This window comes from Mesorhizobium ventifaucium (assembly GCF_935822925.1).
GTDB lineage: Bacteria > Pseudomonadota > Alphaproteobacteria > Rhizobiales > Rhizobiaceae > Mesorhizobium > Mesorhizobium ventifaucium.
Map to the genome: position 1 here is coordinate 181,887 of NZ_CAKXZS010000008.1, position 23,428 is coordinate 205,314.

23 protein-coding genes are annotated in these 23,428 nt (G+C 62.5%); 14 read left to right on the forward strand and 9 right to left on the reverse strand.

The features are described 5' to 3' along the window. Window positions 1-104: 104 nt before the first annotated feature. Window positions 105-2,030, reverse strand: coding sequence for an LTA synthase family protein (locus NMG70_RS06600; protein WP_254023777.1), 1,926 nt, complete (start codon window positions 2,028-2,030; stop codon window positions 105-107). 267 nt (window positions 2,031-2,297) lie between these two features. Between NMG70_RS06600 and fabD the strand changes: the two genes are divergently transcribed. The 9 genes from fabD to gmk all read left to right on the forward strand — a co-directional run bounded on the left by fabD (window position 2,298) and on the right by gmk (window position 9,389). Beyond that, complete coding sequence (gene fabD / locus NMG70_RS06605) at window positions 2,298-3,239, forward strand: ACP S-malonyltransferase (RefSeq protein ID WP_254023778.1); 942 nt, start codon at window positions 2,298-2,300, stop codon at window positions 3,237-3,239. A gap of 83 nt (window positions 3,240-3,322) precedes the next feature. Next, entirely contained in the window at window positions 3,323-3,544 is a 222-nt protein-coding gene (gene relB, locus NMG70_RS06610) for a type II toxin-antitoxin system RelB family antitoxin (RefSeq protein ID WP_254023779.1), read from the forward strand. Then, complete coding sequence (locus tag NMG70_RS06615) at window positions 3,528-3,794, forward strand: type II toxin-antitoxin system RelE family toxin (protein WP_254023780.1); 267 nt, start codon at window positions 3,528-3,530, stop codon at window positions 3,792-3,794. Before relB ends, NMG70_RS06615 begins: the two co-directional genes overlap by 17 nt. Before the next feature lie 42 nt (window positions 3,795-3,836). Continuing rightward, on the forward strand, window positions 3,837-4,574 hold the full coding sequence (gene fabG / locus NMG70_RS06620) for a 3-oxoacyl-[acyl-carrier-protein] reductase (protein ID WP_254023781.1): 738 nt from the start codon (window positions 3,837-3,839) through the stop codon (window positions 4,572-4,574). 189 nt (window positions 4,575-4,763) lie between these two features. Then, entirely contained in the window at window positions 4,764-5,000 is a 237-nt protein-coding gene (locus NMG70_RS06625; RefSeq protein WP_006203723.1) for an acyl carrier protein, read from the forward strand. Between the two features lie 34 nt (window positions 5,001-5,034). After that, the gene (fabF, locus tag NMG70_RS06630) at window positions 5,035-6,297 is read left to right on the forward strand and encodes a beta-ketoacyl-ACP synthase II (protein WP_254023782.1); all 1,263 of its coding nucleotides are present in this window, start codon (window positions 5,035-5,037) and stop codon (window positions 6,295-6,297) included. Window positions 6,298-6,399: 102 nt separating this feature from the next. Further along, on the forward strand, window positions 6,400-7,638 hold the full coding sequence (mltG, locus tag NMG70_RS06635; RefSeq protein WP_254023783.1) for an endolytic transglycosylase MltG: 1,239 nt from the start codon (window positions 6,400-6,402) through the stop codon (window positions 7,636-7,638). Between the two features lie 180 nt (window positions 7,639-7,818). Then, on the forward strand, window positions 7,819-8,709 hold the full coding sequence (locus NMG70_RS06640) for a YicC/YloC family endoribonuclease (RefSeq protein ID WP_254022618.1): 891 nt from the start codon (window positions 7,819-7,821) through the stop codon (window positions 8,707-8,709). Window positions 8,710-8,714: 5 nt separating this feature from the next. Then, window positions 8,715-9,389 (forward strand): guanylate kinase, encoded by a 675-nt coding sequence (gmk, locus tag NMG70_RS06645; RefSeq protein WP_254023784.1) that lies wholly within the window; start codon window positions 8,715-8,717, stop codon window positions 9,387-9,389. Window positions 9,390-9,600: 211 nt separating this feature from the next. On the opposite strand, the gene rsmA is transcribed toward gmk, so the two are convergent. The 6 genes from rsmA to lptF form a co-directional block, all read right to left on the reverse strand. Then, on the reverse strand, window positions 9,601-10,440 hold the full coding sequence (gene rsmA / locus NMG70_RS06650; RefSeq protein ID WP_254023785.1) for a 16S rRNA (adenine(1518)-N(6)/adenine(1519)-N(6))-dimethyltransferase RsmA: 840 nt from the start codon (window positions 10,438-10,440) through the stop codon (window positions 9,601-9,603). Window positions 10,441-10,462: 22 nt separating this feature from the next. Further along, complete coding sequence (pdxA, locus tag NMG70_RS06655) at window positions 10,463-11,467, reverse strand: 4-hydroxythreonine-4-phosphate dehydrogenase PdxA (protein WP_254023826.1); 1,005 nt, start codon at window positions 11,465-11,467, stop codon at window positions 10,463-10,465. Further along, a complete protein-coding gene (locus NMG70_RS06660; RefSeq protein WP_254023786.1) occupies window positions 11,464-12,387 on the reverse strand; it encodes a peptidylprolyl isomerase in 924 nt (307 codons plus the stop codon). The genes pdxA and NMG70_RS06660 overlap by 4 nt, the downstream gene beginning before the upstream one ends. A gap of 212 nt (window positions 12,388-12,599) precedes the next feature. Beyond that, window positions 12,600-15,017 (reverse strand): LPS-assembly protein LptD, encoded by a 2,418-nt coding sequence (locus tag NMG70_RS06665; protein WP_254023787.1) that lies wholly within the window; start codon window positions 15,015-15,017, stop codon window positions 12,600-12,602. After that, complete coding sequence (gene lptG / locus NMG70_RS06670; protein WP_254023788.1) at window positions 15,017-16,099, reverse strand: LPS export ABC transporter permease LptG; 1,083 nt, start codon at window positions 16,097-16,099, stop codon at window positions 15,017-15,019. The genes NMG70_RS06665 and lptG overlap by 1 nt, the downstream gene beginning before the upstream one ends. Window positions 16,100-16,132: 33 nt before the next feature. Beyond that, entirely contained in the window at window positions 16,133-17,335 is a 1,203-nt protein-coding gene (gene lptF, locus NMG70_RS06675) for an LPS export ABC transporter permease LptF (protein ID WP_254023789.1), read from the reverse strand. Window positions 17,336-17,674: 339 nt separating this feature from the next. Between lptF and NMG70_RS06685 the strand changes: the two genes are divergently transcribed. From NMG70_RS06685 to NMG70_RS06695, 3 genes are all read left to right on the forward strand, one after another. Then, entirely contained in the window at window positions 17,675-17,869 is a 195-nt protein-coding gene (locus NMG70_RS06685; protein WP_301555131.1) for an FAD-dependent monooxygenase, read from the forward strand. A 97-nt stretch (window positions 17,870-17,966) separates the two neighbouring features. Continuing rightward, complete coding sequence (locus NMG70_RS06690) at window positions 17,967-19,478, forward strand: leucyl aminopeptidase (RefSeq protein WP_254023827.1); 1,512 nt, start codon at window positions 17,967-17,969, stop codon at window positions 19,476-19,478. A 19-nt stretch (window positions 19,479-19,497) separates the two neighbouring features. Next, a complete protein-coding gene (locus NMG70_RS06695; RefSeq protein ID WP_254023791.1) occupies window positions 19,498-19,947 on the forward strand; it encodes a DNA polymerase III subunit chi in 450 nt (149 codons plus the stop codon). 189 nt (window positions 19,948-20,136) lie between these two features. On the opposite strand, the gene NMG70_RS06700 is transcribed toward NMG70_RS06695, so the two are convergent. Continuing rightward, the gene (locus NMG70_RS06700; protein WP_254023792.1) at window positions 20,137-20,625 is read right to left on the reverse strand and encodes a MarR family winged helix-turn-helix transcriptional regulator; all 489 of its coding nucleotides are present in this window, start codon (window positions 20,623-20,625) and stop codon (window positions 20,137-20,139) included. 93 nt (window positions 20,626-20,718) lie between these two features. On the opposite strand from NMG70_RS06700, the gene NMG70_RS06705 reads away from it, so the two are divergent. Together NMG70_RS06705 and NMG70_RS06710 are read left to right on the forward strand one after the other, a co-directional pair. Beyond that, entirely contained in the window at window positions 20,719-21,087 is a 369-nt protein-coding gene (locus NMG70_RS06705; RefSeq protein ID WP_254023793.1) for an antibiotic biosynthesis monooxygenase family protein, read from the forward strand. A gap of 68 nt (window positions 21,088-21,155) precedes the next feature. Then, window positions 21,156-21,602: an anthrone oxygenase family protein gene (locus NMG70_RS06710; protein ID WP_254023794.1), complete on the forward strand. Its 447-nt coding sequence runs from the start codon at window positions 21,156-21,158 to the stop codon at window positions 21,600-21,602. 165 nt (window positions 21,603-21,767) lie between these two features. On the opposite strand, the gene NMG70_RS06715 is transcribed toward NMG70_RS06710, so the two are convergent. Continuing rightward, window positions 21,768-22,490: a haloacid dehalogenase type II gene (locus tag NMG70_RS06715; RefSeq protein WP_254023795.1), complete on the reverse strand. Its 723-nt coding sequence runs from the start codon at window positions 22,488-22,490 to the stop codon at window positions 21,768-21,770. Window positions 22,491-23,428: the final 938 nt, after the last annotated feature.

Below are 23,428 nucleotides of genomic sequence, written 5' to 3' on the forward strand. Positions count from 1 at the left end.
CCCAGCAAGGACCGGCAGATTGCGGGCGTCTATACAGGAATTTGGCCGCAAGACAAGGGCGAGCCAAAAAACCCCCGCGCTTAGGACGACATGTCGCGGCATCTTCAGCTTGTATGCGGGACCCGCTTGTTCACCGTTTCCGGGAAGAAATCAGGCGCTGCACGGCGCTTGCCGAACATCATGTCGTATTGCAGCAGACGGAAATCGCGAATGGCCGGGTCGATTTGCTTCTTGCGCGCCCAGTCGGGCGTGTCCTCGCCCGTCGGCGTCAATAGTAAATTGCGGTCGACGATGCTGTATCGCTCGCGCATCTGGCCGAGGAAGCCGGTGTAATAGGGGTGGCTGATCCCGGCCGTGGTCAGCACGTGGTAGGGCAGAAAGGCTGGACTGACAGTGCCCATGTCCGCGACCGGACCGGTGCGGTTGGACCATACGATCAGCGGTGTTCGGTGATGCAGCAGCATCTGGTCGGGCGGCTCCTTGCGTGGCGCGACGTTATCCTTGAGGAAGCCGGTCTCGACATAGACCGGACCGAGCGGCGGCAGATGGTCACCGAAGAATGCGATGACCGTCGGTCGCCGCCGGTTCTTCGCCCATTCGATGAGGCGCTCGAGGCTCTTGTCGGCGTCGGATGCGCCTTCGGTGAAGCTCAGCAGCGAATCCTTTGCCCACTGGCTGGTCGGAGCCTGCACCTTGTGGGTCGGATTGTGATAGCGACTCGGTTCGTAGGGTCCGTGGTTTTGCAGGCTGACGGCGAAGTAGAAGAACGGATCGTCCGTGGCGTTGGCTTCGCGGATGATCTCGTCGGTCATCGCCGCGTCCGACGTGAGCGGCCCGCGCTTTTCGAGGTATGGCATATTTTCTTCCGACTTGAAGTCGTCGAAGCCGAAATCCGCATAGACCGGCGTGCGGTTCCAGAACCAGCTCGTCCCAGGGTGGATAGCGCGGGTCTCATAGCCCTGGCTCTTCAGGAACGTCGCCATCGACGGCACCGGCGCGCGGACATATTGCTGGTAGGGGATGCTGCCGGCCGGCAGGAAGGCGTTGGAAAAGCCGGTCAGCGCCTCGAACTCGACATTGGCGGTCATGCCGCCGAATTCGGGCGAGAACACGTGGCCGGAGCGCAGCGCCCGCACGTTGGGAATCGGATCGGGCGTGATGGTGACGCCGGGCAGTTCGGTCGGATCCCAGAAGGATTCGCTCATGACGATGATGATGTCTGGCTTCTCGGTCGGCACCGATGCCTTCACATCAGGCCTTTCGATCGCCGCGATCGCCTTGTCGGAGTAGCCGGCAGGCGCGGGGACATGGGCCATCGGCACGTTGAGGGCGAAGGCCAATGCGAAGCCGTTGGAGGCGTAATTTTCCTTCTGGTCCCACATGATTGGGATGATTTGCAGCCGGTCGCGGGTCCACGAGAATGTCGCGTAATCCATAATCGACACGAAGAAGGCGAGCAGCGGCACGGTCAGTGTCAGCCGGGCCAGGCGACCCTTGCGGCTGAGCGCCGGTACCCGGCGGCGCCACAGCCGCCAGCCATAAACGAGCAGCAAGAGGCCGCCAACGATGCCGACCGCCAGAGCGATGGCGGTTCCCGGACGTTCGCGCACCAGCAGCGGCATCAGCGCCACGATCTGACGTGAATAGAGGAAATCGGTCGGATAGAGCGGATCGCCGAGATAGAGCGATTTCTGGTGGCCGACAAAGGCCAGCGCCAGCGTCAGCGGCGCGACGATCATCAGGCTCTGGTGGCTGCGGCCCAGCACGGCATCGAGGCCGATCAGGATCAGCGCGAAGATGATGATGGTGGTCCAGCCCGGCTTGAAGGGCTGCAGGAAGAAGCCGACGGTGCCGACAAAGTCACCGCGCACGATCAGTTCGATCGCAAAAACCAGGACGGTGGCGGCGAGAAGGCTGACGAGGCCATAGCGGATAACAGGCCATTTCCGGCCCGGCAGATAGCCGGTGGCCGGATCGCCTTCCAGAAACTGTGGCGCGGATTTGCCAACGCCTTTCTTAGTCCTTGCCACCTTACAATTCCCCCGACCATACACAAAAGTGTCATTGAGCTGTCATCGATATGTCACGAAAAGCTAGCGCCTGTGGCTGAAATAAGAAGAGCCAGCAAACGAATCGTGAGCGATTTTCATCATGAGTGATCGACAAAAAGCCTTTTGAAACAGGTACTCGGCCAGCGATACCGAGCGGGAGCGGCCCGGGTCGGGGTGCTCGTGGACTTGACTTGCCCGCCCGCCTTGCGCCACAGGCAAGAAAAATCAGCCGCTTGGGAGCCACGCATGGCCGTCGCATTCACCTTTCCGGGACAGGGCAGCCAGGCTGTCGGCATGGGCAAGGACCTCGCCGACGCCTTTCCGGAATCGCGGAAGATTTTCGAAGAGGTCGACGACGCGCTTGGCGAAAACCTGTCGAAGCTGATCTGGGAAGGGCCGGAAGAGAGGCTGACGCTGACCGCCAATGCCCAGCCGGCCCTGATGGCTGTGTCGCTCGCCGCCATCCGGGCGCTGGAATCGCGTGGCCTCTCGCTGAAGGACAAGGTCGCCTATGTCGCCGGCCATTCGCTCGGCGAATATTCGGCACTCGCCGCCGCCGGTTTCGTTTCGGTCGCCGATGCCGCCCGGCTCTTGCGCATCCGCGGCAATGCCATGCAGGCGGCTGTGCCGGCCGGCGAGGGCGCCATGGCGGCGATCATCGGGCTGGAACAGGCCGATGTCGAAGCCGCCTGCGCTGAAGCGGCCAAAGATTCGATTTGCCAGATCGCCAACGACAATGGCGGTGGCCAGCTGGTGATCTCCGGCGCCAGGGTGGCGGTCGAGCTGGCGGCGAAGCTTTGCACGGAAAAGGGCGCCAAGCGGGCGCTGATGCTGCAGGTCTCGGCGCCCTTCCATTCGGCGCTGATGGCACCGGCGGCCGAGGTCATGCGCGAGGCGCTGGCCGGCGTGACGAAGAACGCGCCGTTCGTACCCGTGGTCTCCAACGTGTCGGTCACGCCGTCCAGCGATCCGGACGCAATCGCCCACCGCCTGGTCGAACAGGTGACAGGGCGCGTGCGCTGGCGCGAAACGGTGGAGTGGTTTGGCGCCAACGGCATTGCGACGCTGTACGAGGTGGGTGCCGGCAAGGTGCTGTCGGGATTGGCGCGGCGAATCAACCGCGACATTGCCACCGGGGCCGTCGGCACGCCGGCCGATGTCGAGGCGGCGCTGGTGGCGCTCGATTGAACCATGCGCGTCCGGCTGATGCGGGCGCTTGAATTCTTAGCCTCGTCGGGATATGTGAATACATGTATTCACAGGAGATCGGAATGCCGACGTCAATCCGACTTGCCCCCGAAATCGAAGAGCGTCTGGATTTCCTCGCGGCCAAGACTGGCCGCAGTAAAGCTTATTATCTGCGCGAACTCATCGAGCGCGGTCTTGAGGACGTAGAAGACTATTACCTCGCGGCCGAGGTGTTGGAGCGGATCAGAAGCGGCGAGGAGGACGTCATGACAGCCGAGGACTTCTGGCGTGGCCTGGACGCTTGAATATGCCCGCTCGGCGCGCAAATTTGTTGAAAAACTGGATCCGCAGACACGTCACCGGCTCCGCGACTTCATCGAGAACCGTATTGCCGCCCTCGACAATCCGCGTGAAGCCGGCAAGCCGCTGAAGGGACCTTTAGCGACTTTTTGGAGGTACCGGGTTGGGGACTATCGAATTATCTGCGATGTGCAGGACAAGCAGCTCGTCATTCTGGTGGTAACAATAGGCCGCCGCAGCGATGTCTACAGGTAGCCACGTTCGCCGGCCTGTCTGATTTGGAAGAGGATCAAAGACATGTTCGAATTGACCGGCCGAAAGGCGCTCGTCACAGGCGCATCGGGAGGCATCGGCGAGGCGATCGCCCGAGTGCTGCATGCGCAGGGCGCCGTTGTCGGCCTGCACGGCACCCGCGTCGAGAAGCTGGAAACGCTGGCGGCCGAGCTCGGCGATCGGGTCAACCTGTTCCCGGCGAACCTTGCCAATCGAGACGAGGTCAAGGCGCTCGGCCAGAAGGTCGAGGCCGATCTCGAGGGCGTCGACATTCTCGTCAACAATGCCGGCATCACCAAGGACGGGCTGTTCGTGCGCATGGCGGACGCCGACTGGGATACGGTGCTCGAGGTCAATCTGACCGCCGTGTTCCGGCTGACCCGCGAACTGACCCATCCGATGATGCGGCGCCGGCATGGCCGCATCATCAACATCACCTCTGTGGTTGGCGTCACCGGCAATCCCGGCCAAACCAACTACTGCGCCTCCAAGGCCGGCATGATCGGCTTTTCCAAATCGCTGGCGCAGGAGATCGCCACGCGCAACATCACCGTCAACTGCGTCGCCCCGGGCTTCATCGAATCGGCGATGACCGACAAGCTCAACGACAAGCAGAAAGAGGCGATCATGGCGGCGATTCCGACACGGCGCATGGGCACCACCGCCGAAGTCGCCTCCGCCGTCGCCTACCTCGCTTCCAACGAAGCCGCCTATGTCACCGGCCAGACAATTCACGTGAATGGCGGTATGGCGATGATTTGACAGTTGCGGGAAAACACCCCTTTTCACCTTGGACCCCGGCCGATTTTCGTGTAATGCGGCCCGCAACCCGGCGGTTCGGGCAAAAACCGGTCCGGTGCCGTTGCGTTTCCGACAGGACCATCTTTCAGCTTGATTAGCGGCATTCTGCCCGCTAACGAAGACAGACAAACAAAAGACGAGGATGCCCAAATGAGTGACACCGCAGAGCGCGTCAAGAAGATCGTTATCGAGCACCTTGGCGTCGATGCAGACAAGGTGACGGAGCAGGCGAGCTTCATCGATGATCTGGGCGCGGACAGTCTCGACACGGTCGAACTCGTCATGGCGTTCGAAGAAGAATTCGGCGTCGAGATCCCGGACGATGCGGCCGAAACCATCCTCACTGTCGGCGATGCGGTGAAGTACATCGACAAGGCTTCGGCCTGACGCTATTTGCAGTCATCACCGAGGAGGACCTGCGATGAGGCGTGTCGTCGTCACGGGCCTTGGGCTGCTTTCGCCGTTCGGCGTAGGCTTCGAGCATGGCTGGAAGGAACTTCTGACCGGCCGCAGCGCAGCCAAGCGCATCACCGAGTTCGAGGTGGAGGATCTTGCCTGCAAGGTTGCCCACGTCATCCCGCGCGGCAATGGTGAGAATGCCACCTTCAATCCCGAGGTCGTTCTCGAGCCGAAGGAACTGCGCAAGATCGGCGACTTCATTCTCTACGGGCTCGCGGCCGCCGACGAGGCGCTGAAGGATTCGGGGTGGGCGCCGAAGACGCATGAGGAGCAGTGCGCCACCGGCGTGCTGATCGGCTCCGGCATCGGCGGCATTGAAGGCATCGCCGAGAACGCGTTGATCCTGAAGGAGCGCGGACCGCGCCGCATCAGCCCGTTCTTCATCCCCGGGCAGATCATCAATCTCGTCTCCGGCCAGGTTTCGATCCGACACGGGCTGAAAGGCCCCAACCACGCCGTCGTCACCGCTTGCTCCACCGGCGCGCATGCCATCGGCGATGCCGCGCGGCTGATCATGTGGGGCGATGCCGACGTGATGGTCGCAGGCGGCACGGAAGCGCCGGTGACGCGGTTGTCGATCGCCGGCTTCGCCGCCTGCCGGGCGCTGTCGACCGACCGCAACGACGCTCCGGAAGCGGCCTCGCGACCCTATGACCGCGACCGCGACGGCTTCATCATGGGCGAGGGCGCCGGCGTCGTCATTCTGGAGGAACTGGAACACGCCAAGGCGCGCGGCGCCAAGATCTATGCCGAGGTCACCGGTTACGGCTTGACCGGCGATGCCTATCACATCACCGCGCCGGCCGAAGATGGCGACGGCGCCTTCCGTTGCATGGTTGCGGCGCTGAACCGGGCCAAGCTGGCGCCCGCAGACGTCGACTACATCAATGCGCATGGCACCTCGACCATGGCCGACACGATCGAGCTCGGCGCCGTCGAGCGGCTGGTCGGCAACGCCGCGTCGAAAATATCGATGTCGTCGACCAAGTCGTCGATAGGCCATCTTCTGGGTGCGGCGGGCGCCGCCGAGGCGATTTTTTCGATCCTTGCCATTCGCGACAACATCGCGCCGGCCACCATCAATCTCGACAACCCGGAGCGCGAAACGGCGATCGACCTGGTGCCGCACAAGCCGCGCGCCCGCCAAATCGATGTGGCGCTGTCCAATTCCTTCGGCTTCGGCGGCACCAATGCCTCGCTGGTCTTCCAGCGCTACAATGGCTGACCGGTCCGCCGGCCGCCATGGTCTATGTGTGTCGTCAATTTTGCCATATTCGCCCCTACTGTGCCCAAGGGGATTCGTTGCAGGATCAAACGGTAGGGCGCCATGAGCACAAATTCGGCGGACAACGGGCAATTCGGGCAACGGTCCGTACCGTCCGGCCCGATCGTGCCGAAAACGGCCAGCGAGGCATTGCGGCCAGAGGCCGGCACGCCGCCGCCCAAGCGCTCGCGCGCCTCGCGCAGCCAGTTCGTTGTGTTCATGAACTTCGTCATCTCCTTAGTGATGCTGATGGTTCTGGCGGCTGGCTTTGCATTGTATTTCGGCAAGCAGGAATTCAACGAGCCCGGCCCGTCGGCCAATGCCGACACCTTCCTGGTCAAGCCGAACACCGGCGTCCAGGAGATTGCAGAGCAGCTTGAGCGGCGCGGACTGATCAGCGACGCGCGCATCTTCCGCCTTGGCGTGCGCGCTTTTGGCAATGATTCCGCTCTGAAGGCCGGCGAATACGAGATCAAGCCGCAGGCCTCGATGCGCGACATCATGGAATTGCTGAAGAGCGGCAAGTCGGTGATGTATTCGCTGACCGTCCCCGAGGGGCTGACGGTCGAGCAGGCGCTGCAGCGCATCGCCGATCAGGCAGCGCTCGACGGCGATATGCCGGGGACCATTCCACCTGAGGGCAGCCTTGCTACCGACACGCTGCGTTTCACTCGCGGCGCGACACGCCAGCAGATGGTCGAAAAGCTTTTGGCGGACCAGAAGAAGCTGGTCGAGGAAGTCTGGCACCGGCGCGCCCCCGATCTGCCTCTGGCCAGTGTCGACGACTTCGTCACCCTGGCTTCGATCGTCGAGAAAGAGACGGGCAAGGGCAACGAACGCTCACGCGTCGCGGCCGTCTTCCTCAACCGGTTGGCCAAGGGCATGCGGCTGCAGTCCGATCCGACCATTATCTACGGCCTGTTCGGCGGCAAGGGCAAACCCGCCGACCGCCCGATCTATCAGTCTGACATCAAGAAGCCGACGCCCTACAACACTTATCTGATCAACGGCTTGCCGCCGACGCCGATCGCCAATCCTGGCCGTGCGGCACTGGAAGCCGTCGCCAATCCGTCGAAGACCGACGACCTGTATTTCGTTGCCGACGGCACCGGGGGTCACGTCTTTGCCGCGACGCTCGCCGAGCACAACGAGAACGTCGCCCGCTACCGGGCGCGGCAGAAGGAGCTGGCCGATGAAGCCCCCAAGGCCGGTGCTGCCAAGGCCGACGCCGCCAAGGTGGAAGGTCAGACCGATGCACCGGTTGACGACGGCGATGGCGACGCCGGAGCGGCGGCGCAGTAGCGCCGGACGGTTGTGAAGTCGTCCCTCCGATTCGTCTGACGGCAGGGACGTGCTGATTTTGTGATCAGGAGCGCCCTGCGTCCGATTCGACGCGAAGACGCGCTCCGGCATTTTGAAGCCGCGCACGATCTGGCCTGGAACCGTTTCCGGGATCATGCGCCAGGGGGAAGCAAGGGCATCATGAATTTGCAGAGCATGACCGGTTTTGCACGGGCCGTCGCCGAACATGACGGCACGTCGATCGCCTGGGAGGTCAAGTCGGTCAACGGCAAGAGCGTCGAGGTCAGGCTGCGGCTGCCGCAAGGCCTCGAACGGCTTGAGCCGGCCGTCAGGCAGACGGTGCAAAAGCGCTTTGCGCGCGGCAATTTCCAGGCAACGCTGACCGTCGGCCGCGCAGCCGGCCAGCAGGCGCAGCCCGTGGTCAACGAGGCCTTCCTGAGAGATCTGGCGGGGCTGGCCAAGCGGCTGCAGGAGCAGTTCGGCGCAGCGCCTGCGACAGCCGACGGGCTGCTTTCGCTGCGCGGCGTGCTCGACATCCCCGAAACCGCCGAAACCGAAGAGGCGCGGGCGGCGCTCGACAGCGCGATACTCTCGGCGCTCGAAGTGGCACTGGGCGGACTGGAGCAGGCACGCCAGGGCGAGGGCGCCGCCCTGCGCTCGCTGCTGTCCGGTCATATCGACGCTATCGAGGCGCTGACGCTGCGCGCCGAGGCCGATCCGTCGCGCGAGCCGGCGGTGATCCGCGAACGGATTACCGAGCAGGTGCGGCTGCTGATGGATGCCTCCGCCAATCTCGACGCCAGCCGGTTGCATATGGAAGCGGCGTTCCTGGCCACCAAGGCCGACATCCGCGAGGAGATCGACCGGCTGAAGACACATGTGGCATCCGGCCGGGTGCTGCTGGCAGGCGGGGGCGCCATCGGGCGCAAGCTCGATTTTCTGGCGCAGGAATTCAACCGCGAATCGAATACGCTGTGTTCGAAGTCGAACGCCGCTGCGATCACCGCCATAGGGCTAGAGCTGAAGGCGGTCGTCGACCAGTTTCGCGAACAGGTCCAGAATCTGGAGTAGCCCTGATGGTCGCCAAGGAGCCTATGGTTGCCAGGGATTTGGGTTCCCGCATTCGCCGCCGGGGTTTGATGCTCGTGCTGTCGTCGCCGTCCGGCGCCGGCAAGTCGACGATCGCGCGCAATCTTCTGGAGAGCGATTCCAGTCTCGAACTGTCGGTCTCCGTCACCACGCGGCCGCGCCGCGGCAGCGAGATCGAGGGCGTCCACTATCATTTCCGCACCATGCGTGAGTTCGAGCGGCTGCGCGATTCGGACGAACTGCTTGAATGGGCCGAAGTGCATGGCAATTGCTATGCCACGCCGCGTGAGCCGGCCGAACTGGCGCTGGCACAGGGCCGCGACATGTTGTTCGACATCGACTGGCAGGGCGCCCAGCAGCTCAAGGAGAAGATGCGCGCCGACATCGTCTCGATCTTCATCCTGCCGCCCTCGATGAAAGAGTTGAAGGCTCGGCTGAAGCGCCGCGCCGAGGACCAGGAATCGGTGATCGAGACGCGTCTGAAGAACGCTCGCAACGAAATCGAGCACTGGACGGAATATGATTTCGTCATCATCAACGACGATCTCGACCGTGCCTTCGCCGAGGTACGCGGCATAGTCATCGCCGAGCGGCTCAGACGCGACCGCCGGCCCGGCCTGTTCGATTTCGTCTCGGGGCTGCTCGACGAGAAGACGGATTAGGGCGACCTTTCCTTCTCCCCTTTGTGGGAGAAGGTGGCCGCGCCCACGGGTCTTGTTTCCGGCAAGCCCGAGGACAGGCTCCGCTCGGTCGGATGAAGGGCTGCTCCAGCTTGGCGCCGACAGTACTCCGTCAAGCACCCTTCATCTCATCCGCCTCGGCGCTGTCGCGCCGATCCACCTTTCCCACAAGCGGAAGAGACGACCTACGCAGTTACACTGCGTTGGTCAGTCGCACAAATTCCTCGACGTCAAGCGTTTCGGCGCGGCGGGTCGGATCGATGCCGGCGCGGCTGAGCAGGGCTTCGCCGCCGAGGCTCTTGACGCTCTGCCGCAGCATTTTGCGGCGCTGGCCGAAGGCCGCTTCGGTAACGCGGCCGAGCTTCTTGACTTCGGCGGGCAGGGGATTTGCCCGCGGCACCAGATGCACCACCGACGACACCACCTTGGGCGGCGGCGTGAAGGCTTGCGGCGACACGTCGAAAGCGATTTTTGCCTCCGTCCGCCAGCCTGCCAGCACGCCCAGCCGGCCATAGGCATCGCTGCCGGGGCGGGCGACGATGCGCTCGGCCACCTCGCGCTGGAACATAAGCGTCATCGATGCGTAAAAGGGCGGCCACTCGGCGACGGTGAGCCAGCGTATCAAAAGTTCGGTGCCGATATTGTAGGGCAGGTTGGCGACGATCCTCACAGATCCATTGCCCCCATGTGCGCCTTCGGCAAGCGCTGCAAAATCCGTCTTCAGCGCATCGCCGGCAATGATTTCCAAACGACCCGGATAGTGGTCTGACACCTCCGCGAGCGCTGCCAGGCACCGCTCGTCGCGCTCGATGGCGATGACCCGGCCAGCGCCGTGGGACAGCAGCGCCCGGGTCAGGCCACCGGGACCCGGACCGACCTCGATCACCGTGGCGCCCGTCAGGTCGCCGGCGGCGCGCGCGATCTTGCCGGTAAGGTTGAGGTCGAGCAGGAAATTCTGGCCGAGCGCCTTTTTTGCCTGCAACCCGTGGCGTTCGATCACCGCGCGCAACGGCGGCAGCCCGTCGATGCTCATGCGACCGCTCTCATGCAAAGGCTCATGCGGCGGCAGCCTTCGTCCCGACGTCGGCAAGCCTGCGGGCGAGCCTGAGCGCCGCGATCAGGCTGTCGGTACGGGCGATGCCTTTGCCAGCGATATCGAAGGCGGTGCCGTGATCCGGTGAGGTGCGGATGAAGGGTAGGCCGAGCGTAACGTTGACCGCCTCGTCGAACGCCAGCGCCTTGGCCGGGATCAGCGCCTGGTCATGATACATGCACAGCGCCACATCGTAGCCGGCTCGGGCGCGGGCATGGAACAGCGTGTCGGCCGGCAACGGCCCGAAAGCGTCGATGCCCTCCGCCCTCAGCCTTTCGACCGCCGGGCGGATTATGCGCTCGTCCTCGGCGCCCATCGCGCCGCCTTCGCCGGCATGCGGATTGAGGCCGGCAACGGCAAGCCGCGGCTTGGCAATGCCGAAGCGATGTTCGAGGTCGGCGGCGGTGATGCGGGCAGTCGCGACGATCAAGTCCGTCGTCAGCGCTCTCGGCACCTCGCGCAGCGCAATATGGATGGTGACCGGAACCGTGCGCAACTCGGGACCGGCAAGCATCATCACCGGCATTGCTTGTGCGCCGGTGTGGACGGTGTGGCCGGGAAAACGGAAGCCGGCATCGTAAAGCGGCTTCTTGGCGATCGGGCACGTGACGACTGCCGCTGCGCGGCCACCAAGGCAGTCGTCAACGGCGCGGTCGATGGCCTCGATGATGCCAGCGGCGTTGGCTGGGTCCGGCCGGCCGGGGCCGTCGACGAAGCGGGTGGCAAGCGGCACGACGGGCAGGGCGCGCTCAAAGACGCGCTTCGCTTCGGCTGGCACTGTCTCCGTGATTGGCACATCGGCGCCGAGCAGGCGCGCCCGTGCGGCAATCAACGCCGGATCGGCTATAAGATAGAAGGGCGGCACGCCGGCGCTGTCGCGCGCCTGCCAGGCGGCAACCGCGATTTCCGGCCCAACGCCGGATGGATCACCGGCGCTCAGCGCCAGCGCTGCCTCTGGCGACTTCAGCGCTCGACGATGCGGGCTTTCTTCCGCAACTCCTCGATATATTTCGTGGAGAGCTCGTCGGCGTCCTTGCCGCTCGAGCCCTCGCTCTGGAACACCATCTGGGCGGCCTTGTCGTCGGACACTTCGCGCGACGAGCAGATGCCGATGAACTCGACGCCTCGGTCTGTTTCGCGCGTGGGGGTGGCGCCGCCGACCTTGGTGGCCTTGATCTGATCGGCCCAGTCCGGCGGCAATTGCGGTGCCAGTATCCGGCCGAGATCGCGAACGGTGACATCGATAAGGCCCTTGGCAAATTCGCGCGAGGTGTTGCAGCCGTTGAACCGGGCGCGCATGGCGTCGGCCTCGCGCTTGCGCTTGGACAGCGTCACGCTGCGCTCGGCCGCCGGCACGACGAAAATGACCTGCTGCAGCATGTACTCCATGGCGGTCGGCTTGGTGCCGCCATTGTCGAGCATGCGCCTGACCACGTCCTGCTCGCTCAACGCGCCGCCGCTCTCTGAGCGACGGCGCGCGGTAAGCGCCTGGTTCCAGGCCATCTGGGAGCGGATGAACTCCTTGAAATGCTCCTTGCCGACGCCGGCCTGCGCCATGACACCATCGAGTTGCTTGAGCTGCATCTTGTTGGTCGTGGCAAAGCGCTGATAGGCGGCCTCGACCTGGGCGTCGCTGATACGAATGCCGAGACGCTTGGCTTCGGCGACGCGCAGCGTCTGGCCGATCATTTCCTCGGCGGCATTGCCCTTCTTGCGCTGCAGGCGCAGGAAGGCAGCCCGATGCTGGATGTCGCCAGTGGTGATCGGTACGTTGTTGACGACGTATTTGATCTGGCTGGCGAAAGCCGGCGGCGTCATCATGGTGATCGAGGCTGAGGTCGCCGCCACCAGCAGCGCGAACCCTGCCGAAAAGAGGTATTTCCTCATCGAAGCATCCCAATCCTATCTCGGTTCCGGCCCAATTTTATCGCATTCTGAGGGAACTGGAACCCGTGCCTGCCCTATGCGGCGAAACGATGTCGATAGCCGCATAGGGCATCCACTTTGACGCACGAAGTACGCTCAAACACTTTGAATTTTTCGGGCCGGTGCGTTGGCCGGCCGCCCGTTCCGCCCGTCCGTTATTGGCCAGTCATCTGCTACTGGACAGTGTTGATGGAGCTTTGTGTCGAGCCGAAATCGCCGAGCGTGCGGAACGACAGGTTGAAACCGATGTTCTGCGACACTTCCTTGGTGCTCAGGTCGCGGGATTCCGAGAACGTCATCAAGTAGGTGAAGCATGAATCGCTATAGGCAAAGCCCACCCCGTCCTTGACCAGGACGCTTTGCTCGAGATCGTAGGTGCCGGTACCGAAGACACGCCAGTTCTCGGCAAGTTGCGCCGAGGCGCCGAGCGTGACCTCGTGACGATCGGTCGTAAAGCCATAGAGCGGCTGAGCCTGGATGAAGGCGTATTTGGCGCTGAACGAAATCGGCAGGCCGGAATAGGCTGCCTTCACCTCGGCGCGGCGAACCTCGAAGCTCTGCTCGTCGAAGCGGCCGCTGACCGAGCCGGAAAGCCCGCTGGGGCTGTTGAAGCCGACAAGGCCGACATAATCGGAGGTCGCGTTCTCAAGGCCCGAATCGGCGCCGACGTTGACCAGGTCCGGCGCGGCGAAGGAATTCTGGCCGTCAAGCTGGTAGGATTGGCCGAACAGCGCGTTGGTGCTCCAGCCACTGTCATAGGCGCCGGAATAGCGCAGCCCGACATTGGCGCGGGTGCCGCCTTCCAAGCGGTCGTAACCGGAGAATTTGTCGCGCTCGAACAATGTCGTGGCATCAAAGACGAAGCTCTGCGCGTCCTCGTTGGGAACAGCGAGGCCGCCGACATATTGCTCGTTCGGACGCACGAACACCTGCGCCATCGGCTCAAAGATGTGGCTGGAACTGGTCGACGAGAACAGCACCGGCCAACGCATTTCCAGCCCGGCGGTCGCCATGAAGCGGGCGAGCGACGATCGCATATCGTCGTCGACGCCGAGGTTAGACGCCATCTGATTGATGGCATTGAGCGATCCCGAAGAGGCATTGAGATAGCCTGCGTCGCCGCGCAGCGCCAGCAGCGGCGTCAGCAGCAGCCCACCATCGGTGGTGAAGGTGCGCTTCCATTCCGCTTCGGCGGTGAGACGGCCCGACTGGCCCTCGATGCCGCGGACTCTGTTGACGGACGCATTGTTGTTCGGATCGGCAAGGACCGTATCCAGCCTGTCGCGGCTGATGGCCTGCGCGTTGACATTGAACGACAACTGCCCGCCGCCCACCGGCATGTCGGGGATGTAGGCGTAGTCGAGCGAGGGCAGCACCCAGGGCTGCTTGCCGGCGACTGCGGTCGGATCGTCAGGGAGTGTCTTTTCCTGGACCTCGAAGCGCATGGCGCGCACGTCGAAATAGTTGCGGCCGTTGAGGCCGGTCAGGTAGATCGAGGAGCGATGCACGCTATCGTTGAAGTCCTCGATGGCGTAGGTGCGTGAGAAGTTCTTGTCGGTCTGCAACAGGACGTCCCAGCCGAAGTCCCAGCGCGGATTGATAGCGAACTGACCCTTGGTGCCCATCATGGCGCGAAACTTGTTCGGGTCGCCTGCCGCACCCGAATCGACATTGTGCCCGTCGCTGTCGATGAACTCGTCGGGATCCTCTTGCCGGATGCCGGCGATCTTCAGGCTGTACTGGCCGTTGTTGAATCGCTGGCGCCACTCGGCTTCGCCGAGGAAGCCCTGCTTGGTATAGCCGCTGCCGGTGACGGTGAGGTCGTAGGTTGGTGAGAGCGCGAAATAATAGGGGACTTTGACGCCGACGCCGAGGTCGCTCTCGTAGGCGATGCCGGGGATCAGGAAGCCGCTCTTGCGCTTGACGGTCGGGTCGGCAATCTCGAAGGCCGGCAGATAGGCGAGCGGAAAGCCGAAGAACTCGAAATTCGAATTCTCGAAGCGAACCGTCTTCTTTTCGCCGTTCCAGATGATCTTTCTGGCCTTGATGCGCCAGGTAGGCGCTTTGTCCGGTTTGTCCTCGCACGGCTCGCAGGCCGTGTAGACGCCGTTGTGGAACGTCGTCAGCACGCCGCCCATGCGTTCCGCGCTTTCGGCGGCGAAATAGGCCTTGTCGACGGTTTCGACACGCAGCGCGTTGACGAAGCCGTCGGCGAAATCGTCGGTGATGTCGACATGCTGCGAATAGATCTTGGTGCCGTCGCTGTTGATGACCTCGACATTGCCGCTGGCGACGAGCCGCTTGGTGTTGCGATTGTATTCCACCCGCTGGGCGACGAGGCGGTTGCCGCCATAATCGATCTGCACGCCGCCGACGGCCGTTACGGTCTGGTTGTCATTGTCATAGACCAGCGTATCTGCCGCCAGCAGCATTTGCGAGCCGGCGGGAACGTCGGCTGCCATGTCGCTGATATCCTGGGCAAAAGCCGGGATATTCGGAACGACGCAAGCGAGCAGGCATGCCAAGGCGCTCGCCCCATAGAGGCGCGCCGAATCGGCCTGCCTATGGCTGCGCAAAACCGCCCCCCTCACTAGCCGTCTTCCTTGTACAGCAAGAAAGTCACCCCGAAGAACATAGCCACGACAACCGGAACCCATGCAGCCACGACTGTGGGTACGAATCCCGCCACGCCGAATGCCTTGACCAGCACTGTCACGACATAAAGCAGAAACCCGGCCAGGACGCCACCCAGAATCATCGTCGCGGATTGTCCCATCCTCGCAAATCGCATCGACACCGTTGCGGCGATCAAAGTCATGGCGACGAGAAGGAACGGCAGCGCTACCAGTGAATCGAACTGCATTGCAAAGGCATTTGCCTTGAGGCCGAAGGAGCGGGCAACCTCGATCTTGCCGGGCAGATCGTAGAAAGGGATGGTTTCCGGGCGCGCCAGCCGCTCTTGCACGAACTCGGGCTTGAGATCGGTCGGTATGCGGTCGGTTGCCACCGATTGGATGTTGCCGTCCCGGAACACCTTGACGTCCTGCAGTTCCCAGTAGCCATCCCGCAAATAGGCGTGCGCTGCGTCCTTGCGTTCGACGATGTCGCCTTGCGCGTTGAGGACGAAGAAGGCGGCGTCGGCCATCTCCAGGCCCTGATTGAGAATGGCGCGCGCGCCGATGATGGTATCGCCGGAACTGGTTTTCTGCCGGATCCAGGGCTCGGCGTCAGCCGAGACGGTGTTCGACTTGCCGGAGCGGAGCTGGGTTTCGATTTTTTCGGACCAGGAAAACGCATACGCGGCGATCGGATTGATGACGCCGACCGACAACACCCCGAACAGAAGCGCCCCGGTGCAGCACGGCAGCAGGAATTGCCATGCGGATACGCCGGCGGAACGCGCGATGACCAGTTCATACCTGCGATTGAGCGAGACCAGCGTCGCCATCGCCGAGAACAGGCCGACGAACGGCACCGTCTGCAGCATGATCATCGGCATTCGCAACCCTGAAATGGCAAACGCCGTGCCGTAGGTAAAACCCGGCAAGCCGGTCGTGCGGCCGGAAAGCTCGGTGAAGTCGATCAGGAACACAAGCGCCAGGAGGCCGATGAAGAACCAGATGGTGATCGTCACGTAGCGGAAGAAGAAGTATCTGCCCAGAGTCCAGCCCATTAGCGTGTCCAGCCCATTAGAGTATCCAGCCCATCAGCCGGCCCCTTGGCCAGAAGCGCCGCGCCTGGCGAAGCGGAGCTTCAGGGCGCTCCAGCCGTCACCGAAGCGGCCGGCGAAATTCGTCATCCAGTCGGCCCAGGCGACCGGCAGCTCCATGGTCCGGTTGGAGACGATGAACCATGTCGCGACCGCGGACGCCACGATGGGAACGCCGTAGACCATATAGGCGTATTGCGGAATGTTGTCGGCATTCCCAGCGGCAAAGAAACCGAGCCAGCGCACGAAAAGAGCAATTGCGATAGACGTGATCAGCGGATGAATGCGCGCCTCGCGGTGGGAGCGCGCGTCTCCCGCGACCGCAAGCGCGATCAGCGCGAAAACGAGTGAATAGGACCATTCGGAAAAACGCTGGTGGACCTCGGCCAGGTATTTGTTCGGTTTTTTCTGGAACATCTTGTCGTTCGGATTGGGATTGAGCAGGTACTGTGTCGTCCGGTCCTTCGGCAAGAGCAATACGTCCGATGAGGCCGACATGAAGGCCGACAGGTCGAAGGCATAGGAGGTGAACCGGATGACCGAAAGATCGCCGGCCAGCGTTTCGCGATGGATGACGCCGTCGTTCATCATCAGCACCCTTTCTTCGCCGCTTTCGATGATGGCGCCGCTCTTGGCGTAGTAGATGAGGTTGACGCCTTCTTCGCGTGAATCGGCGACAAAAATGCCGCCAAGGCGGTTGTCCGGAAGCCGCTCGCCGATCTGCAGGAACAGGCCGTCGTCGATCTTGCGGAAGGTGCCTTCCTGGATGATCAGCGACAGAAGATCGGCGCGCGACGACGCCACCAGTTCGCGGTTTTTCTGTCGTGCATAGGGATCGACGCCGTTGTCGACGGCGAACGAAAAAACACTGGCCGCCAGCGCCAGGAGCATGATCGGCCTGACGATGGTCCAGCGCGAAGCGCCTGCGGCGTTCAAGACGGCAAGCTCAGAGTCGGAATTCATCGCGCTCAGTGTCTGCGCGACCGCGACCACCAGGGCGAAGGGCACGACGATCGGGACGATCGACGGAATGATCAGCGCAGCGACCTCGAAGAAGGTCAGCGCCGACTGCCCGCTGTCGGTCACGAGATCGATGCGGGCGAGCACCTGCGTCGTCCACACGATCGCCAGCGTCCAGATAAGCGCTGCGAGGAAGACCGCCAGCGCACGACGCATGATGTAGCGTTCAACGACCTTCATGAAGGCTTTTCTCGATTTTGCCGAACGGCATCATGCCCCCAGACAAGGTAGTCGCCCGGCGACGCCTGCACAACTGGTCCGTTGGCGGTTCGATCTGGTTCCCGTCCCACATCGTTAGTTCCGGTGGGCCGGAGTGTCGGCGGCAATGGATAAGAAATGGCGAACATCAATGGTTAACAACAGGTTGCGGCAGTAAGCGGGGCCGTGCCGCGACGAATCGCCATCGATTCCATCTGCCATATGGGATCGGATTCCGGCAAAGTCTTGCCAAATGCCGGAAAACGACCAAATGTCGCGCCGATCACGGTCATGGCCGCCGCGGCTGCGACAGGCACAGGCATGAAAGCAGAAGTAACAGAATTGCGCAGCCAAACCGGCCAGCAATCGATTTTTCCCGGTGCGATCGTGATCGGCGCCGGCGCGGCGGGGCTGGCCGCCCATGTGCTGAAAAAGGCGGGCGTGCCGACGCTTGTCCTGGAAAAGGAAAGCCGGGCGCAATCTCGTAGCAGATCGTCAGGCAGGGGCGATGATTGAAATTGGGGGTGGTGCTTCCGATCGGAAACAGCCAAATATCTAGTTTCGTCAAGGCACTCTCCCGAAAACCCAACGCCCTTCCCGAAAGTAGGACATGATGACTTCGAGACCTTCGATCGCCTTTGCCAGGTTCGCAGTGCCCAAAAAAGGCAGTGTCTTCGTGCTGGCGGCCAACGATGGCGGTCTCGGCGACGCGGCAAAGGCTTGCGATCCGGCAAAGACCCTGGAGCGGGCGTTTCCGGTGGCCGACTTTTCCGGCAAGTTCGCCGGCCTGGTCGAAGTGCTGGCGCCGGAGGGCACATCGCTCGATCGGCTGGTGGCGGTTGGCGCCGGTAAGGTCTCGGCGCTCGACGATCATGCCTGGCTCAAGCTTGGCGGCACCATCACTACATCCTTGCGCAAGGCGACGGAGGTGGCCGTCGTGCTCGACCTACCGGGTGCTGACGTCGGCGGCAGGCAAGCGGCACAGCTTGCCGCGGGCATTCTTCTGCGCAGCTATGCTTTCGACAAGTACAAGACGAAAAAGGACAATGGCGACGGCCAGCGCGACGGCAACAAGGCCGAGCCCAAAAAGCCGGTCAAGGTGACTATCCACACCGCCGATCCGGCGGCGGCGAAAAAGGCCTTCTCCGACGAGGTGGCGGTGATCGACGGGGTGCTCCTGGCGCGCGATCTGGTCAACGAACCGGCCAATATACTGGGGCCGGTGGAATTCGCCGCCCGCGTCAACGAACTGGAGGCGCTCGGCGTTGCGGTCGAGATCCTGGTCGAGAAGGAGATGAAGAAGCTCGGCATGGGCGCGCTGCTCGGCGTCGCGCAAGGCTCGCCGCGTGGCGCGCGCCTGGCCGTCATGCGATGGAACGGCGGCAAGGCCAAGGACAGCCCGATTGCTTTCGTCGGCAAAGGCGTCACTTTCGACACCGGCGGCAATTCGATAAAGACGGCCTCCGGCATGGAGGACATGAAGGGCGACATGGGCGGCGCGGCCGCGGTGACCGGGCTGATGCACGCGCTGGCCGCCCGCAAGGCCAACGCCAATGTCGTCGGCATCATCGGGCTGGTGGAAAATGCCGTCGATGGCCATGCGCAACGCCCCGGCGACATCGTCACCTCGATGTCGGGCCAGACCATCGAGGTGCTCAACACCGACGCCGAAGGCCGCCTCGTCCTGGCCGATGCGCTGTGGTACTGCAACGATCGCTTCCAGCCGAAATTCATCGTCAATCTGGCGACGCTGACCGGCGCCATCATGGTCGCGCTCGGCCAGCATTATGCGGGCCTGTTCTCCAACAATGATGAACTGGCGAACCGGCTGACGAGCGCCGGGCAGGCGACGCAGGAACGCGTGTGGCGGATGCCGCTCGGCACTGAATACGACAAGCTGATCGACTCGAAAAATGCCGACATGAAGAATATCGGCGGCCGCTATGGTGGCGCCATCATCGCGGCGCAGTTCCTGCAGCGCTTCGTCAAGGATACGCCCTGGGCGCATCTCGACATTGCCGGCACCGCAATAGGCGCGCCGTCCAGCGAGATCAACCAGTCATGGGCCTCCGGCTTCGGCGTCAGGCTGCTCGACCGGCTGGTGCGCGACAACTACGAGGGGTGAGGCCTTTCAAGGCGCGATCATGGCCGACGTCCTGTTCTATCACCTGACCGAATCGACTCTGGAGGATGCGCTGCCCGGCCTGCTCGAGCGCAGCGTCGATCGCGGCTGGCGCGCCGTGGTGCAGACAGGCACCGAGGAGCGGCGCGACGCGCTGGACCAGCATCTTTGGACCTTCAGGGACGATTCCTTCCTGGCGCATGCGACGGACCGCGAATCCTATCTGGCCGAGCAGCCGATCCTTTTGACCACCGGCCATGACAATCCGAACGAGGCGCAGATACGCTTCCTGGTTGACGGCGCGGTGCCGCCGAAGCTTACCGGATATAAGCGCGCCGTGTTCCTGTTCGACGGCCACGATGCCGCCCAGGTCGAGGCGGCGCGCACGCACTGGAAGACGATGAAGGAAGCCGGCCACGCAGTCACCTACTGGCAGCAGACTTCAGACCGGCGCTGGGAACGCAAGGCGTAAACCTGCCGCGTGGGCTATCCCGATGCCGCTGGCAGCCACACCCAGAATGGCGCCATCAGACGACGCACGGAGGAAACCCGCCGTGGTGGCCGCATCCATGGCCTTCGCTGCCTGAAAGCCGGGGCCTAGCAGAGCCGGAATCAGAAGGGGCTCAGCCAGTAAATTGAGATCGCTGTCGTGCCGTAGCGATCAGCTCTGCTCTTCAGCATTTTCTTCTCCTTCGAATTTCTTCCGCAGCGCCTTCATGACACCGCCGGCTCTTTCGAGGTCTTCGATGGGAAAACCCTCCGCGAGCGTGTTGACACGTGGGTCGTACAATCTGATCGCGGCGTCATAGGTCTGCTGTCCCTTATCGGTCAGCACGACAAGGTGCGCGCGGCGGTGGTGCGGATTGGGTTCGAATCTGACGAGCCCTTCCTTCGCCAAATCGTTGACGATGCGCTGCACGTTCTGGCGGTTGGCGCCGAGATCGCGTGCGAGCCACGCGACCGGCTGCGGGCGTTCGGCTGCGACGATGGCGCCGAGGATCTGCCAACGGGCGCTGGTCAGCCCAAGCGGAGCCACGAGCCGATCGCCCCACGTCAAACTCAGGTTATTGACCCTGAACAGGCCGAGAATGAGATCGGTCAGGGCTTCACCCGCCGGGGTTCGGTTTGGGGTCTTCGTTGTTTCGCTCATTTGTCACCATAGGATGATATTGACATTATGATGTCAATTAGGTATGTGTGCATCATACCGGATCGACATCGTCCAACCAAAGTGAAAAGGAACATGTCTCTTATGCGCCCACTGGACCCTGCATTCCCGATCGAACGTCAGATCGCAATCGATGCTGCCTCCGTCGTGCTGTTGAACGTATTCACGCTCGACAAGGCGGACGAACAGACCTTTCTCCGAGCCTGGCAGGACGATGCGCTGTTCATGAAACAGCAGCCGGGTTTCATCTCGACCCAGCTTCACCGCGCGGTCGGCGAAAGTCCTACTTATCTGAACTATGCCGTCTGGGGATCGACAGCAGACTTCCGGACTGCGTTCATGCATCCGGAGTTCAGGGCGAAACTCTCAGTCTATCCGGCTTCGGCGGTCGCTTCTCCGCACCTGTTTCAAAAAGTTGGCGTGGCGGGCGTCTGCCTCGCATAGGCGCGGCGTCAGCAAGAACCCGAAGTCATCAAATCGAAAGAAAAGAAAGAAAGGCAGGAGAGATTCCGTTGCGACTCCTATTCAACATTCTCGCTATCTCGGGTTCGGCGATGTTCGCCGGCGTCATGCTGACGATCGGCGTAACGTTGGGCGGCTACTGGAAGAGCCTTCCGGCTGCCGAATTCCTCGACTGGTTTAGCCAGAACGACCAGTTCATCATAAGGACGATCCCCTTTGTCGTCGTTCCGACCCTCATCGGGCTGATCGGTTCGCTCTCGCTCAGCTGGAGCGAGGGAGGTATACGTTCACTGTGGATCGGGGCGATCGCCTGTGTCGTTGCCGTTCTGGTTCTCACTATGGCCTGGTTCCTTCCGACCAACGCGCAATTCGCCACCAAGTCGATTCCCCTGGATCAGGTGCCCGCCCGGCTAGACACCTGGCTCATGGTCCACAACGTTCGAATCCTGCTCGCCACCGTCGCGTCGGTGCTCGGGATTCTGGCAGTCGCTCGGTGAAGCGCGGGACCGGCGCTGGGAACGCAAGGCGTAGTGAAGCCTTTCATCTTGGCTATCCGCAACCCGGGATAGATCGTGGAGCAATGGGTCGCGACGCCGAAGAGAGCATCGGGCGAATCATGGAAGAACCCTGAAGGGGGTGGTTTGCTGATCGTTGAGACCGCGCTACAACTGAAGTCGTTCAGCCAAGTCAATGAAGTCGCTGGCCACCATGTCCCAGGCTTGATCAGGGTGCAGATCCGTGGTCTGCGCTACCCCGTGCTCGGTCGGACGCGGGACAAAGGCTGTTCGCAATCCGCATGCCCGAGCCGCTGCAAGGTCGCCATTGTGGGCGGCCACAAGACAGATCTCATCCGGCTTCATTGCCAGGACGTCAGCGGTGCGAAGATAGGCTTGCGGCATCGGCTTGTACGCTTGCACGACTTCGGCGCCGAGGATCGCATCCCAGGGGATGCGACTACGCTTCGCCATGTTGAGCATGAGGACGATGTTGCCGTTCGAGAGCGGCGCGATGATATAGCGGGCCTTGAGCCGTGTAAGGCCGGCCACCGCGTCAGGCCATGGCTCCAGTCGGTGCCATGCCAGGTTCAGTTCGTCCAGCTCGGACGCTGGCACCGAAGCCGGGTCGATCCCGAAGTCTGGCAAAACGGTCTCCAGATTCTCCCGATGCAGCACGTCGAGCCTTGTAAAGGGCCGCCGGCCGCTACGCACCTCCTCCATCGCTGGGGAGTAACGGCGGCGCCACGCATCCGCGAAAGCGGTAGGAATAGCGGATCCTGCTCCATGCCGCTTCAGGAACGGCTCAGCTTCGCGCGCCACGCCGCTACGCCAATCGACGACAGTGCCGAACACGTCGAATAACAACGCACGTACACCATACAATACCATCCCAATCGGCTCCTTGATCCGCACACTGCATGACCGTCGCATTTCGGGGTGGCGAGCGCCCCCTTGCGGCTCTCGCAAAATCGGTGCGAAACACCACTATTGCGAGGAACATTTTTGCGACAGGCAAACCATTGACCGGATGGACAGGGTGAAACCAAGATTAAGCACTTTTTTCCTTCGTCGCCTGCGTCGTTTTTCTCCGTTTCACGGCCTTGCCAATTTGCTCGGCGATGCGGTCGGGCTTACGATGACGGCTGTGCAAAGTAGATAAAGGGCACTGTCTCCGAAATTCCAGTGGCCTGGGCGCCGGCAACAACCCGGTAGCGGCATGAGCGGACGGGTGGCGGGCGCCACCGTCGCGCCGACCCTCTTTCATTCGTTTGCCTTGAGCCAGATCTTTTGCGGACCGTGATCCTTGAAGGGGTATTGTGGATCACTAGGATCGTGAACGAGTGATGGCCCGCTGGCGTCAAGGGGCGGGCACCAACGAAAACTGAACCCGTCGCTTCGCAAGAGAGTTCAAAATCGCAGCCTCCAAATGCGAGGCCGACCCGGCGTCCCATTAGCTTTGATTACGCTGAAAATACTCCCAGATGATCTTCTGGGCTCGGTCGCTGGGCATCGCCGCGGCCGTGAACTCCAAGTACATCGTCCAGGCCTTCGGTTTGATAAGGAGGCTCCTAATCGCATCCTCTCCAGGAGAATTATCGGCTCCGAAAGCGGAAACGGAAAGTAGGACGATTGCCAAGGCGGATGGGATTGCCCGCTCATGCAGACCCCGTTAAGAACAAATCTGTGCCTTGTTGTAGCGCAGTCAGGGAGGCAAATCAGCAAAATGTCCGGCATGATCTCGGAATGCCGGTTGTCCGGTTTTGCTGTTGATGGCGTCGAATTCCGGATCGCGGTAGGGACGCCCATTGCTGAGCGTCCCTACCGCG